Raw genomic sequence first — 13587 nt, forward strand, 5'->3', positions numbered from 1 at the left:
TCCTCCCCCCCTGTTCGCCCTCCCTCCTGCGAGACTTTCATGCCAACGACTCTTCCACAGCACACCCGCGTAGCGATCGTCGGCGGAGGCATCGTCGGGTGCTCGGTCGCCTATCACCTGACGAAGCTGGGCTGGACCGACGTCGTGCTGATCGAACAAGGTCAACTGTCGTGCGGGACTACGTGGCATGCAGCGGGTCTCGTTGGACAGTTGCGCGCACAGGAGAGCATGACGAAGCTGATCCGCTACTCGACGTCGCTATATGCCCAGCTCGAAGCGGAAACCGGCCTCGGCACGGGCTGGAAGCAATGCGGTTCGCTGTCGGTTGCACGCACGGCCGAGCGGATGACGCAGCTCAAACGCACGGCCGCCGTCGCACGCGCGTACGGCGTCGACTGCGACGTGATCGGCCCACAGGCAGCCGGCGATCTGTGGCCCGCGATGCGCACCGACGATCTGCTCGGCGCGGTATGGCTGCCTGGTGACGGCAAGGCGAATCCGACCGATCTCACACAGGCGCTCGCACGCGGCGCACGCACCGGCGGAGCACGGATTGTCGAGAACACGCGGGTCACGGCAATCCACACACGTGCAGGCGCGCACGGCCGCGAAGCATGCGGGCTCGCGTGGCGCAACAAGGACGGCGACGAAGGCACGCTCGACGCGGAGATCGTCGTCAATTGCGCGGGCCAGTGGGCGAAAGCGCTGGGCCGTCTGTGCGGCGTCACGGTGCCGCTGCATTCGGCCGAGCACTACTACATCGTCACCGGACGCATCGCCGGCGTGCATCGCGATCTGCCCGTGATGCGCGACCCCGACGGCTATATCTACTTCAAGGAAGAAGTGGGTGGCCTCGTAATGGGCGGCTTCGAACCCGATGCAAAACCATGGGGCATGCAAGGCATTCCGGAAAACTTCGAGTTCCAGCTGCTGCCCGACGACTGGGACCAGTTCGAAATCCTGATGCAGAACGCGCTGCAGCGCGTGCCCGCACTCGAAACCGCGGAGATCCGGCAGTTCTACAACGGCCCGGAATCGTTCACGCCGGACAACAATTTCATCCTCGGCGAAGCGCCCGAATTACGGCACTTCTTCGTCGGTGCGGGCTTCAACTCGATGGGCATCGCGTCCGCCGGCGGCGCGGGCATGGCACTCGCCGAGTGGATCGTTGCGGGCGAACCGACGATGGATCTGTGGCCCGTCGACATTCGTCGTTTCGCGCGTTTCAACGGCAACGACACGTGGTTGCACGATCGCGTGAAAGAAACACTCGGCCTGCACTACGCGATGCCGTGGCCGAACCGCGAACTCGATTCCGCGCGTCCGTTCCGTCGCTCGCCGCTCTACGCGCTGCTGCGCGACGAGGGCGCCTGTTTCGGCAGCAAGATGGGCTGGGAGCGCGCGAACTTTTTTGCGCCGGACCCTGCCCAGGCGCACATCGATTACGCATTCGGCGAGCAGAACTGGCTGCCGTGGAGTGGCGCCGAGCATCGCGCGTGCCGCGAAGGCGTCGCGCTGTTCGACATGACGTCGTTCTCCAAGCTGCTCGTGAAAGGCCGCGATGCCGAGAGCGTGCTGCAGTCGATCGTCGCGAACGACGTCGCCGTGCCACCAGGCACGACGGTCTACTCGGGTCTGCTGAACGAGCGCGGCACCTATGAATCCGACTTCACGCTGACCCGTCTCGCCGACGACCAGTACCTGATCGTCACCGGCTCAGCACAGACCACACGCGATCTCGACACGCTCGAGAAGCTGATCCCTCCAGATAGTCGTTGCACGATCGTCGACGTGACCGGACAGTACGCCGTACTCGCCGTGATGGGCCCGCATTCGCGCGCGCTACTACAGAGCGTATCGAAAGCCGACTGGAGCAATGAAGCGTTCGCATTCGGCCAGAGCCGCGAAGTCGACATCGGTTACGCGACCGTGCGCGCAACGCGTCTCACGTATGTCGGCGAACTCGGCTGGGAGCTGTATGTGCCGGTCGAATTCGCGGTGGGCGTGTACGAGACGCTGCACGCAGCAGGCAAACCGTTCGGGCTCGTCGACGGCGGCTACTATGCGATCGATTCGCTGCGTATCGAGAAGGGTTATCGCGCGTGGGGCCGCGAACTCACACCGGACACGAACCCGTTCGAAGCGGGCCTCGCGTTCGCGTGCAAGCTCGACAAGGCGATTCCGTTTCGCGGTCGCGACGCGCTTCTCAAGCTACGCGACGAACCGCTGCGCCGCCGGATGGTTGTACTGACAGCCGATGGCGCAACCGACCGCATGTTGTGGGGCAGCGAAGCGATCCTGCGCAACGGCGCACCGGTCGGCTTCGTGAGTTCGGCGGCATACGGGCACTCGCTGGGCTGCCCGGTCGCGATGGGTTACGTCGGACGCACGGACGGCGCCGTCGACGCCGCATGGCTCACCGCCGGTCGCTATACGATCGACGTCGCGGGCGAACAGTTGCCGGCGTCGATTCATCTGAAGGCACCCTACGATCCGCGTTCGCTACGTGTGAAAAACTAGGCCGGCCACACTCAGTTCGTCGCCCCGCGATCCAGCGACTGTGCACGCAACGCGTCCGCGGGGTTCGTAATTTTCGTCGCTCGTTTCGTTTCAGGCATCCGACGGTCTCCGGTGCAAAGTTCGCGTATTCAGCACTGAAAACAGTGGCAGCGGCAATACCGCGCGGACTCCAGACGCATGCACTGCGCCTCACACGCAAACTGCTTAACGCGTGTGCGGCAAACGCCGCTTCAACTCGTCGCCACTGTCGTTCACGGGCTCTGCAATGAGCATCGCATGTGCCGATGAACGGGCGAGTTCGCGCGGTGTCACACCGAGCAACCGGTTCATCCAGTGCGCCATGTGACTCTGATGCGCGAAGCCTGTTTCGAGCGCGACCTGGCTCGCACTCAACCGGCCCTGCAATAGCAGCAGACGCGCACGTTCGACGCGCCGTTCGATCACATAGCGATGCACCGGCATGCCGAGCGTCTCGCGAAACAGCACCTTGAAATGCGGCACGCTCAGTTCCGCGAGCGCGGCCAGTTCGGTCAGCGTGAGACGTTGATCGAGGTGACTCTCGACATAATCGATCACGCGTGCCGCCATGCGCGGCGCGAGCGTGCGACGTTTGTCGACGAGCGCCGATGCGCCCTGCGTCAAGCGTACGATCATCGCCGTGCACAAGCTCTCCGCATACAGCGGATCGGATTTTTCGTCTGCCTCGAGCTCGGCGCGCAGTGCCCATGCGAGATGCTGAAAACGCGGATCGCGAAGTTGAAAGTGCGGTTCGATCCGCGCATGCGACGGCTTCACGCCGAGTTGTTCGAACGTGGTCTTCGCGAACTCGCCGCCGATCCAGATGCGCAGGATCGTGCAGTCCGCCTCGTCGGTCCATTCACCGTCGTGACCGGCCGGAATCACGTCCGCGTCGCCGTGCGCCTGAATTCGCACGAAACGCTGGCCACTGCACGAACAACGTGCCTTGATGGGCGTGCCGACGTGTACGCCCACGCGATGATGCAGGCTCGCGGGAACGCGATGAACGCCCGCGGGAATCGCGAGCAGTTCGGCACCGAAGCCCTTCCATCCACGACCCGCGCTGGAACGGAGGCTCGCGCGGGGGCCCGCATAGGAGAATGCATCGGGTGCGGGTGAGGTTGTTGAAGTCATCGCGTGTCCCTGGTCAGGAAGTCGAATCTGCAAGCATTGTGCGTTGTTTCGATTCGCTCTGCATGACGCCGCTGCGGCGCTGCGTCTGAGTCCTGCAAAAATTGTCATCCGGATCTGCGCAACGCGATCCTCGGCTGCGCGCGATCCCTTCCGGCTGCGCCTACGATCGCCGTATCGCCGGCCATACGGGACCCGGCAAGGAGCGACTGTGTACGTGATCTTCGGAGCGAATGGACCGGTGGGACGCGCCAGCATTGCCGCGCTGCGCCACGCCGGGCAGGCGGTACGCGCGGTCATGCGTGACGGGCGTGATGTTCGGCAACGCGAATCGTTCGAACAGGATGGCTGCGACGTCGCGTTCGCGGACCTGCGCGACGCGCACGCGATCGGAGCAGCGCTGCAAGGCGCGACCGCGGTACAGATGCTGTGCCCAGTGCCGCACGACGATCCGCATCCCGCACGCACGATGCGCGAAACCCTCGCGGCTGCCGCGGAAGCGTTGAGCCGGCACCCGCCTAAGATCCTGCTCGCGCTATCGGACTATGGGGCGGAACTGGAGCACGGCAGCGGCATCACGTTGCTGTTTCATGAACTCGAAGCGAGTCTGAAACCGCTCGCGGGCCTGCACACACATCTGATCCTGCTGCGTGCCGCCGAGCACATGCATAACTGGGCGCGCATCATGCCCGCCGCTATTGCGATGAATCGTCTGCCGAGCCTGCATCATCCGTTGACCAAACGCTTTCCGACCGTCGCCGCGCAGGACGTCGGCGGGTTGGCAGCCGAACTGATGATGGCGCCGCGCGATGCATGCTCGCTGCGGATCGTCAGCGTCGAAGGACCGCGGCGCGTCGACGCTCACGACGTCGCGCATGCATTGGGCGCAGCACTGGGCCGCTCCATCCATGCCCTCGAACTGCCGCGCGACACATGGACCGCGACGCTGCGGCAAGCCGGCCTCAGCGACGAGCACACGCAACTGATCGTCGATCTGTACGACGCGCACAACGCGGGGCGAATCGACATCGAGCACGGTGCGACCGAGCGGTACTTCGGCACGACAGATCTGGCCGATGTGTTCGCTGCGCTCGTGCCGCACGTTGCACACGATGCGCCAGCACAACCCACCCGCTAACGGAGACATCGATGCCCACCTGTCCGCTGCTGCGCATCGCGTCAACTTCGCAGCCGATGCGTCGTCCAACCGACCGTTCTCGCTGGTGCACGCTGTTCGCAATCTTGTTGAGCATGGCCGGTATCGTCGGCTGGTATGGGTTGCGCGACATGCTGAACGCAATTCCCGACAGCAACGACGACTTCACGTACCACTAACGCTTGCCGGCCGCGCTCAATAGAACGGCGTGATAGGCCCAGGAGCTATTCGAAGCAATCAAGGCGACGACGACATAGCACCTATATTTCGACAGCCTGCAGGGTCTCCTGCGTGAGATCCACTCGAAGTGGCTGGATGCGCTGAGAGGCGTTGCGGGAGTTTTCGGCCTCGTCGGCCATTACGTTGGTCTGAATGGACTTTGCTACCTGAATGCCTTGTGCAAATGAGGTAGTGACGCAAGGATGCCAATAGTTCGTCACTTCGCCTGCCGCATAGATGCGTGGCAATGACGATACTGCGCCTTGCTGGTCGACAACGATGCAGCCTTTTCGCAGAGGGATGTCGAGGCCTCCGGGAATGCAGGCGTCGAAGCCAAACTGAACGCCCAGCACATCGTAGGAGATCCCGTTGACTGTCATGCGAGCCTGATCGGCATCGAACGGTCCGACATGGACGTGTCGCGCATCGATCAGGCGCTGCAGAAGCGGTTGCGCCTGCGGCGGGCGGCGACAGTAGATGTCCACGCAGGCCGCCCCACGGCGCATCGCAGAGTCCGCCTGATCGTATGCATTGTCACCGCCCCCGAGGATCGCCACCCGGCGACCTTTAACCGGGATTCTCTCCATCGACATACCGGGCCCAATTCCGACGCATTCCGATTCCACGAACCCCGCTCGACGCGGTTTCGAGCCGGTCGCAATGACAACATGGCGCGCGCGGTACATCCTGGAGCCGTTTGAAACTTCCCAGGAGGTGAAGGCGTCTGCACGACGAATCGAAGTGACCTTGAAACCGACGGTGTGCGGAACCGATGCGGCGCACAACTGTTCCTGCAAAAGCCCGGCGACCTGTTGCCCGGACTGCCCGAGCACGCCGGGAATCCATCTGTTCATATAGGGACTGCGTAACTGCAGCCCGCCGACAGTCGGGCCAGCCTCGAGCAACATGACCCGTAACCCGAGTTGATGCAGCCATAGCGCACATGCCACTCCGGCGGGGCCGCCACCAACGATCACCGCGTCTTCCATCATTTGATCCCTCACCAGGAACGGTCGCCCTGCATCGGGCACCGGATAACCCATCGTAGGGACAGCGGGGGTGGGATGTTGGTCTACACGCGAACGATGGAGCGGTTACACGAACGCAGGTACCTGTTCGAACGGCGCGGTGAGATCGTTGAGTGTCCGGCAAAGCGCTGGCGGAAACGCGCGTCTTCAATGCAAGGAACGCCGCACCGGGACGCGTTATTCGTTTTCGTCGAAGTAGTGGCCGAACTTGGCCTGCTTGGTGCGGACGTAGCGCTCGTTTTCGTCGCGCATCGGGATCGCGAGCGCGACCCGTTCGCACACCGGAATGCCGTGCTTCACGAGCGAATCGAATTTCTTCGGATTATTGCTCATCAGCCGCACCGACGTGACCTTCAGCAGCCGCAGGATGCCCGCGGCCGAATCGTATTCGCGTGCATCGTCGGGCAGACCGAGATCGAGATTCGCCTCGACCGTGTCGCGCCCCTGCTCCTGCAGCGCATACGCGCGGATCTTGTTACTGAGGCCAATACCGCGCCCCTCGTGTCCACGCAGATAGAGCAGCACGCCGCAGCCTTCGGCCGCGATGTGGCGCAGCGCGAGATCGAGCTGTTCGCCGCATTCGCAGCGATACGAGCCGAACACGTCGCCGGTCAGGCATTCGGAATGCAGACGCGTCAATACCGACTGCTGGTTCTCGATGTCGCCCATCACGAGCGCGAGATGTTCGGCGCCGCCGTCCGTGACGCGAAACACGTACGACTTGAAGGTGCCGTAGCGTGTGGGGAGTGTGGCGGTCGCATCGAGAACGACGCATTCGCCGGTGGAGCAGTCCGGGGACGACGGATCGTGAGACGTGGGCATGGCGTTGAATGGCGAAGCGGACATAAACCGGCGCACGGCCGATCAACCTGGTGACCCTGGTAACCGGATGACGTCGCGGGGTAACGTTGGGAACTGGAGTGTACCGCTAATCGATCGCCCGCATCGCCGGCACGCGCGGCCCATGCCTCAAGGTACGCGACGCGCGCGCCGCTGCCGCCTATACTTGAGCCGTCTGTCCTCACAACGGCGCGTCACACGCTGGCGTGCTGCACTGCGAAAACGGAGCCGCTCCATGACTAGCGTTGCCCAGGTACTCAAGTCGAAGCAGGACCATAGTGTCTTTACGATTGCCGCATCGGACTCGGTGTACAACGCGATCAGCCAGATGGCCGAGCGGCAGATCGGCGCGCTGATCGTCACCGACGGCGACGCGATCGTCGGCATCGTCACCGAGCGCGACTACGCGCGCAAGGTCGTGCTGATGGAGCGGTCGTCGAAGGAAACGCCAGTGCGGGACATCATGAGCAAGGCCGTGCGCTTCGTGCGGCTCGACCAGACCACCGACGAATGCATGGCGCTGATGACCGACCACCGGATGCGTCATCTGCCGGTCATCGATCAGGAGAAACTGGTGGGGATGGTATCGATCGGCGATCTGGTGAAGAACATCATCGCCGAGCAGCGATTCACGATCCAGCAGCTCGAGCAGTACATCAACGGCGAACACACCTGAGCGGCGCTGCTACAACGACCAATCGACCGATTTTCCGCTGCCACTGCATGCCAGATGCAGCAAAAAAAGCCCAAGCCATGACGGTTGGGCGAAGCCACCTTGCGGCGGCGGAGGTTCCTGGAACTTGTATCGGTTGCGGGCGGCTCGCCGGGAAACCGGAGGAGCGTCCGCGTACCGTGCATGAGAGGTTGGCGCGCATGCATCGCGCGAGATCCTGCGGGTCGCGAAGAGTCCCACGACACCCGCAAGAAACCTGTTTTCAACAGACTGCTTCGCGTACCGGCGTGCTGCGTGCACGACGGCCGGTACGTCAGCCGTCGTGCAGCTGCATCAATTAGTTACCGAAGTAGATCGAGCGTTGCGGGCTCGTCGGTTGTACGGCACCCGACTGCGACGAACCGCTCGTCGACGGACCGTAGCCGCTCGTGTCCGCAACCGGCAGTTGCGCTTGCGCGGTGCCGTTTTGTGCGTCGACACGGCGTTCGGCGGCCTGGATGTTTGCGGGGTATTGCGCGTCCGACGACTGTGCCGGGTTGTAGCCAGCCTGTTCAACCTGGATCAGATCCTGGCGAACCTGGGCGCGCGTCAGACCTTGATCGGCGGATTGAGCGAACGATGCAACCGGAGCGGCGAGAACCGCGGCGACGAGTGCTGCCTTGATGAACGTCTTCATGATAATTACCTCCAGATGTTTTTTCTCTGCTCTGCTTCGCACACCATGTGGAAGCGAGTGAGTTCAGTGTAGGAGGCGACGCATCAAGGGAAAACCCTTAATCAGGAGAAACATATTTGCGAGATCGGCAACAATTTTTGAAAAGCCAATATGTCCACCGCGCAAACGCATAACGGGTCCGCAATAATTGCAGAGATGTCAGACGACGGAAAATACTGCCGAACTGCGAACTTAGGTGGCACTCAGGTGCCGTTCATGCGCGGCGCTCATCCCTCGATCGATGTACCCGCAGCTGACGGCACGAGTAGCTTGCGCGGCCCGCTGACATACGAACTCCCCACCTCATAGAAGCGCAACAGCCGATGCATTTCACGCGACAGCCCGATCCGTTTCGTCGCGCCAACCTGAAGCTCGTCTGCGGATTTCACCGCGAGCCTGCCGATCCACAGGCCGTGCCCCGCGCATAGATCCGCCCCGTCGAACGACGGACCGATACTGAACGCCATCGTCAGACGGCCGGGGCCGCGTGCGAGATCGAGACGTTTTGCACCAGGACGGCGCGCCTCCATCGCTGCGATGCCTTCGAGCGGTTCGACCGCACGGATCAGAATCCCCGCGCCGACGTCCTCGATCTCGCTCGACATGTTGAGCATGTACGACAGCCCGTACGTCAGTCGCACGTAGGCATGGCCGCGTTCGAGAAACATCGAGCCGTTGTGTGGGCGTCTCCCCTGAAATGCATGGCTCGTGGAATCGCCAAGCGGGTAAGCCTCGGTCTCGACGATGCGGCCGCTCAACCGTCCTTCAGGCAGATCGTGAACGAGATACTGGCCGACCATGAAACGCGCCAGCTCGACGGTATCGACGGGGAGATCGTCGCGGGTCAGCGGGACGACAGGAAGCGCTGCGCTGGGACGCAATGAGGCATTCATGCGGATCGGGTCGATGAGGGATTAAACGAGGCCGGCCCGCACACATCAACGCGCACCGGCGCACACCAACGCACACAATACCCGAGCGCAACACTCGAACCAGAGACAGTTGCGCCCCAATTGGAGTATCGTTACTCCCGGCCCGCACCGGCAGACGACGTTAGCCTTTCTCGTCGCACGCGGTGCGCGAACATTTCGCGCACACCGGCAAGCAGCAGCATGCCGGCGGTTCAGCCGCAGTTTTCCAGTGGTGTAGTGCACCGGCCCACTGAAGGGTCTTCGCGACGCATGACAAAAGGAGAAAACAGATGAAGGCAATCCACGTAGTCAAGATCGTCGGCAGCGCACTCGTCGTACTGGCTTCGCTCAACGCCTATGCGCAAGCGAGCGGCACTGAAGGCGACGCCTCAGCGTCGATGGCCCCCGCCGCTTCGACGAAGGCTCAGAAGAAAGCGGTCCGCACCGAAAACCGCGCACTGCAACGCAAAGTGCGCGCCGCGCTGACCAAGGCCGGTGGCATCAGCACCGCGAACATCACGGTCCGTGCACGCGGCGGCAACGTGATCCTGCAAGGCTCGGTGCCCGAGCAAGGGCAAAGCGACAAGGCCACCGAAACCGCACAAGGCGTGGCCGGCGTGACGGCGGTGAAGAACGATCTCGCGATTCGCCCGCAAGGCCAGTAACCTCTCCCCCGCATCGCACCGCCGCCGTTCGTTACGAAGGGCGGCGGCTTCCTGGTCGGCCTCGCAGTCAGTCATTCACCCGCCGAACCCGCGCAGCAACTCCCGCGCGATCACGATCTGCTGGATCTGCGTCGTCCCTTCGTAGATGCGGAACAGCCGCACGTCGCGATAGAACCGCTCGATCCCGTACTCGCTCATATAGCCCGCGCCGCCGAAGATCTGTACCGCACGGTCGGCAACCCGGCCGCACATTTCCGTCGCGAACATCTTCGCGCACGACGCTTCGCTCGTGACCCGCTCGCCCGCATCGCGACGCCGTGCCGCATCGACGATCATGCAGCGCGAAGCGTAGATTTCCGCCTGACTGTCGGCGAGCATCGCCTGGATCAGCTGGAATTCGGCGATCGGCTTGCCGAACTGCTTGCGCTCCAGCGCGTAGCGCACCGCGTCGGACAGCATCCGCTGCGCGGCGCCGGTCGCCACCGCCGCGATATGCAGGCGCCCCTTGTCGAGCGTCTTCATCGCGGTCTTGAAGCCGACACCCTCCCGCTCGCCGATCAGGTTCGCCGCCGGTACGCGACAGTTGTCGAAAATCACGTCGCACGTATGCGCACCCTTCTGGCCCATCTTGCGATCGGTCTTGCCGAGCGACAGCCCCGCCGTGCCCGCCTCGACGATGAACGCGGAGATCGCGTCGGCGCCCTTGCCCGTCGGATCGGTGCGCGCCATCACGGTGAACACGCCGGCCTCCGGCGCGTTCGTGATGAAACGCTTCGTGCCGTTGAGCACGTAGTGATCGCCGTCGCGCACGGCGGTCGTGCGCAGCGACGCGGCGTCCGAGCCCGCTTCCGGCTCGGTCAGACAGAACGAGCCGATCAGTTCGCCGGACGCGAGCCGCGGCAGGTACTTTTCCTTCTGCTCGGCCGTGCCATCGAGCACGATGCCGGTCGAGCCGATGCCGTTGTTGCTGCCGATCGCCGAACGAAACGCCGGCGACGTCATCCCGAGTTCGATCGCGGCGAGCACTTCTTCTTCCATCGTCAGGCCGAGTCCGCCGTATTCTTCGGGCAGGCACAATCCGAACAGACCGAGTTCGCGCATTTCGTCGAGGAGCGCGGCGGGGATCTGGTCGGTCTCGGCGACGAGTTCCTCATTCGGCACGAGACGCTCCCTGACGAATCGCGAAATGCTGTCCAGCAACAGGTTCAAAGTTTCCTGGCTACGAATCACAATGGCTCCTCCGGCGTCCGCTTCAGCAGACTGAATAACAAGAAATATTCCTTTTATTTTAATACATTAGCGTCGATTCTTGAGATAATGGATCAACTCTGTTTCGCCGCTCCTGTTTCTTCATCCGATTCACCCCATTCACCCGCACACAGGATCTGCCGATGACAACGACCTCGACCGCGCTGCCCCGCTGGACGATCGCCGTGCCGATCGCCGCATGGATCATCCTCGGCGCGTCGCTGGCCGCGCCCGGCAGCGGCTGGCTGCTCGCGCTCATCGGCGTCGCGCTGGCCGGCTCGGTGTTTGCGGCGGTCCACCATGCCGAAGTGGTCGCGCATCGCGTCGGCGAGCCGTTCGGCACGCTGGTACTCGCGATCGCGGTCACCGTGATCGAGGTCGCGTTGATCGTGTCGGTGATGCTCGGCGCGGGTCCGGAAAAAGCCGGTCTCGCGCGCGACACGGTCTTCGCCGCGGTGATGATCGTCTGTAACGGCATCGTCGGGTTGTGCCTGCTGGCCGGCGGCCTGCGGCACCGCGAGCAGGACTTCCAGATCCGCGGCGCGAGTGCGGCGCTCTCCGTTCTCGCGGTGCTGTCCGTGCTCACGCTCGTCATGCCGAACTATACGAGCACCGAGCTCGGCCCGGTGCTCACCCGGTCGCAGCTGGCGTTCGCGGGCATCTCGTCGCTGGTGCTGTACGGCGTGTTCGTGTTCGTGCAGACCGTGCGGCATCGCGACTACTTCCTCGCGGACAGCGTCCGTCCCGGCGACGAAAACGCGCACGCCGCGCCGCCTGGCAACGGCGTCACGACGCTGAGCGCCGTGCTGCTGCTGGTATGCCTCGTCGCCGTGGTGTTGCTCGCGAAGCTGCTGTCGCCGGCAGTGGAGCGCGCGGTGCTCGGCGCCGGGTTGCCCGAAGCCGTGGTCGGCGTCGTGATCGCCGCGCTCGTGCTGCTGCCGGAAGGGCTCGCCGCGTTGCGCGCGGCGCGCGCCGACCGCCTGCAGACAAGTCTGAATCTCGCGCTCGGTTCGGCGCTCGCGAGCATCGGGCTCACGATCCCGACCGTCGCCGTCGTGTTCCTGTGGACCGGCCAGCCGCTCGCACTCGGACTCGGCGGCAAGGAAACAGTGCTGCTGTTCCTGACGCTGCTAGTCGGCACGTTCACGTTGAGCACCGGACGTACCAACATCCTGCAGGGCGTCGTGCATCTGTCGCTGTTCGCGGCGTACCTGTTCCTGTCGATCGCGCCGTAGCGCCCTATTCGGCCCAGTGCGCGGCGATCCAGTCATGGAACAGCCGCACCTTCTGCTGATGCGCGACCGCGTCCGGATAAACGAAGTAGTAGCGCGCGCCGGTCGTCAGCACCGCATCGAACGGACGCACCAGGCGCTTCGCGGCAACGTCCTCGTCGATCAGCGCGAGATCGCTGATCGCGACGCCGAACCCCTGTAGCGCCGCGTTCGTCGCGAGGTCGAGCGTATCGAAGCTCGGGCCGAGCGACGCATCGATATCGCTTGCGTCGACGTAGTCGAGCCAGTTTTTCCAGTCGCGATGATCGCGCGTCGGATGCAGCAACGTGTGGCGCGCGAGGTCCGCAACCGATGCGAGCGGCTTGCCGTGCAACAGCTCGGGTGCGCAGACGGGCGTCAGCCGTTCCTCGAAGAGCGGCACCGCCTGCACGTCCACACCCGGCGACGTCCCGTAGATGATCGCCGCATCGAACGGCTCGCTCTGGAAATCGACGTCGTGCTGCCACGCCGTCGTGATCTGCACGTGCAGGTCGGGATAGCCCGTCTGGAAGCGCATGATCTTCGGCAGCATCCAGCGCATCACGCAGGTCGGCACCTTCAGCGCGAGATCGGTCCGCTGCCGCGTCAGGCGCAGCGAGATTTCCTCGATGCGCGCGAAGCTCTCCTTGACGGCCGGCAACAACAGCTCGCCCTCGGCGGTCAGCGTCAGCCCCTTCGCGTGCCGCTTGAACAGCGGGAAACGGTAGTACTCCTCGAGCGCGAGAATCTGCCGGCTGACCGCGCCTTGCGTCAGACAGAGGTGATCCGCCGCGCGGGTAAAGCTGCGATGGCGCGCGACCGTTTCGAAGATCTGCAGCGCGTTCAGCGGAGGGAGTCGGCGCATGGCGAACGAGGCATCGGGTATCAGAAAAATTCATCGCGCCGGCGGGCGGGCCCGGATTTCAGGCACCTGCAGACGCACGCGCCGCAGCGGCTGAGGGCCAGTCCGTACGCGGCTGGATCACGCTGAAGCATACGCGAAGCAGCTTGCCGCCGCGACCGGCACTTCCCCGAAGCGCCATGCGCAGCGCTCATGCCCGGCAACGATCGCCAAAACCGGATGCCAATCCGCGGCGCATGAGCGCACGTCATGCCCCCCATGCGCAGATTTCGTTTGTTCGCCGATTTTGGCAAACCTAGAGTGCATGCACGCGTCGCCGAAGCACGCTGCTGTCGACGCCGACGAACCATC

13 protein-coding genes are annotated in these 13587 nt (G+C 63.8%); 6 read left to right on the top strand and 7 right to left on the bottom strand.

Going from position 1 to position 13587, the window contains the following annotated elements; genetic code table 11:
• The first annotated feature begins 39 nt into the window (after positions 1–39).
• Complete coding sequence (locus ACREXZ_RS14685) at positions 40–2520, top strand: GcvT family protein (RefSeq protein ID WP_431764813.1); 2481 nt, start codon at positions 40–42, stop codon at positions 2518–2520.
• A 204-nt stretch (positions 2521–2724) separates the two neighbouring features.
• On the opposite strand, the gene ACREXZ_RS14690 is transcribed toward ACREXZ_RS14685, so the two are convergent.
• Entirely contained in the window at positions 2725–3672 is a 948-nt protein-coding gene (locus ACREXZ_RS14690; RefSeq protein WP_431764814.1) for a helix-turn-helix domain-containing protein, read from the bottom strand.
• A 208-nt stretch (positions 3673–3880) separates the two neighbouring features.
• Between ACREXZ_RS14690 and ACREXZ_RS14695 the strand changes: the two genes are divergently transcribed.
• Complete coding sequence (locus ACREXZ_RS14695) at positions 3881–4807, top strand: NAD(P)H-binding protein (RefSeq protein ID WP_431764815.1); 927 nt, start codon at positions 3881–3883, stop codon at positions 4805–4807.
• A gap of 11 nt (positions 4808–4818) precedes the next feature.
• The gene (locus ACREXZ_RS14700; RefSeq protein WP_431764816.1) at positions 4819–5004 is read left to right on the top strand and encodes a hypothetical protein; all 186 of its coding nucleotides are present in this window, start codon (positions 4819–4821) and stop codon (positions 5002–5004) included.
• Between the two features lie 81 nt (positions 5005–5085).
• Here ACREXZ_RS14700 and ACREXZ_RS14705 read toward each other — a convergent pair whose 3' ends face one another.
• Positions 5086–6036, bottom strand: a complete 951-nt coding sequence (locus tag ACREXZ_RS14705; protein WP_431764817.1) for an NAD(P)/FAD-dependent oxidoreductase — start codon at positions 6034–6036, stop codon at positions 5086–5088.
• 213 nt (positions 6037–6249) lie between these two features.
• Positions 6250–6894, bottom strand: a complete 645-nt coding sequence (gene ribA, locus ACREXZ_RS14710; protein ID WP_431764818.1) for a GTP cyclohydrolase II — start codon at positions 6892–6894, stop codon at positions 6250–6252.
• A 253-nt stretch (positions 6895–7147) separates the two neighbouring features.
• Here ribA and ACREXZ_RS14715 point away from each other — a divergent pair, with 253 nt between their 5' ends.
• A complete protein-coding gene (locus ACREXZ_RS14715; RefSeq protein ID WP_431764819.1) occupies positions 7148–7588 on the top strand; it encodes a CBS domain-containing protein in 441 nt (146 codons plus the stop codon).
• A 334-nt stretch (positions 7589–7922) separates the two neighbouring features.
• On the opposite strand, the gene ACREXZ_RS14720 is transcribed toward ACREXZ_RS14715, so the two are convergent.
• Together ACREXZ_RS14720 and ACREXZ_RS14725 are read right to left on the bottom strand one after the other, a co-directional pair.
• Complete coding sequence (locus tag ACREXZ_RS14720; protein WP_431764820.1) at positions 7923–8261, bottom strand: DUF4148 domain-containing protein; 339 nt, start codon at positions 8259–8261, stop codon at positions 7923–7925.
• A 266-nt stretch (positions 8262–8527) separates the two neighbouring features.
• Positions 8528–9193 (bottom strand): DNA-3-methyladenine glycosylase, encoded by a 666-nt coding sequence (locus ACREXZ_RS14725; protein WP_431764821.1) that lies wholly within the window; start codon positions 9191–9193, stop codon positions 8528–8530.
• A 308-nt stretch (positions 9194–9501) separates the two neighbouring features.
• Between ACREXZ_RS14725 and ACREXZ_RS14730 the strand changes: the two genes are divergently transcribed.
• Positions 9502–9876: a BON domain-containing protein gene (locus ACREXZ_RS14730; protein ID WP_431764822.1), complete on the top strand. Its 375-nt coding sequence runs from the start codon at positions 9502–9504 to the stop codon at positions 9874–9876.
• Positions 9877–9951: 75 nt separating this feature from the next.
• Here ACREXZ_RS14730 and ACREXZ_RS14735 read toward each other — a convergent pair whose 3' ends face one another.
• Positions 9952–11106: an acyl-CoA dehydrogenase family protein gene (locus tag ACREXZ_RS14735; RefSeq protein WP_431764823.1), complete on the bottom strand. Its 1155-nt coding sequence runs from the start codon at positions 11104–11106 to the stop codon at positions 9952–9954.
• A gap of 161 nt (positions 11107–11267) precedes the next feature.
• On the opposite strand from ACREXZ_RS14735, the gene ACREXZ_RS14740 reads away from it, so the two are divergent.
• Entirely contained in the window at positions 11268–12359 is a 1092-nt protein-coding gene (locus ACREXZ_RS14740; protein ID WP_431764824.1) for a calcium:proton antiporter, read from the top strand.
• A gap of 4 nt (positions 12360–12363) precedes the next feature.
• Here ACREXZ_RS14740 and ACREXZ_RS14745 read toward each other — a convergent pair whose 3' ends face one another.
• A complete protein-coding gene (locus tag ACREXZ_RS14745) occupies positions 12364–13239 on the bottom strand; it encodes a LysR substrate-binding domain-containing protein (protein WP_431764825.1) in 876 nt (291 codons plus the stop codon).
• Between the last annotated feature and the right edge of the window lie 348 nt (positions 13240–13587).

The sequence above is a fragment of the Paraburkholderia sp. genome (assembly GCF_050742655.1).
In the GTDB taxonomy this organism is placed as follows: Bacteria; Pseudomonadota; Gammaproteobacteria; order Burkholderiales; family Burkholderiaceae; genus Paraburkholderia.

Coding starts and splice junctions, on each gene's coding strand:
- ACREXZ_RS14685 (WP_431764813.1), top strand. CDS start 40: ATGCCAACGACTCTTCCACAGCACACCCGCGTAGCGATCGTCGGCGGA.
- ACREXZ_RS14690 (WP_431764814.1), bottom strand. CDS start 3,672: ATGACTTCAACAACCTCACCCGCACCCGATGCATTCTCCTATGCGGGC.
- ACREXZ_RS14700 (WP_431764816.1), top strand. CDS start 4,819: ATGCCCACCTGTCCGCTGCTGCGCATCGCGTCAACTTCGCAGCCGATG.
- ACREXZ_RS14705 (WP_431764817.1), bottom strand. CDS start 6,036: ATGATGGAAGACGCGGTGATCGTTGGTGGCGGCCCCGCCGGAGTGGCA.
- ribA (WP_431764818.1), bottom strand. CDS start 6,894: ATGCCCACGTCTCACGATCCGTCGTCCCCGGACTGCTCCACCGGCGAA.
- ACREXZ_RS14715 (WP_431764819.1), top strand. CDS start 7,148: ATGACTAGCGTTGCCCAGGTACTCAAGTCGAAGCAGGACCATAGTGTC.
- ACREXZ_RS14720 (WP_431764820.1), bottom strand. CDS start 8,261: ATGAAGACGTTCATCAAGGCAGCACTCGTCGCCGCGGTTCTCGCCGCT.
- ACREXZ_RS14725 (WP_431764821.1), bottom strand. CDS start 9,193: ATGAATGCCTCATTGCGTCCCAGCGCAGCGCTTCCTGTCGTCCCGCTG.
- ACREXZ_RS14730 (WP_431764822.1), top strand. CDS start 9,502: ATGAAGGCAATCCACGTAGTCAAGATCGTCGGCAGCGCACTCGTCGTA.
- ACREXZ_RS14740 (WP_431764824.1), top strand. CDS start 11,268: ATGACAACGACCTCGACCGCGCTGCCCCGCTGGACGATCGCCGTGCCG.
- ACREXZ_RS14745 (WP_431764825.1), bottom strand. CDS start 13,239: ATGCGCCGACTCCCTCCGCTGAACGCGCTGCAGATCTTCGAAACGGTC.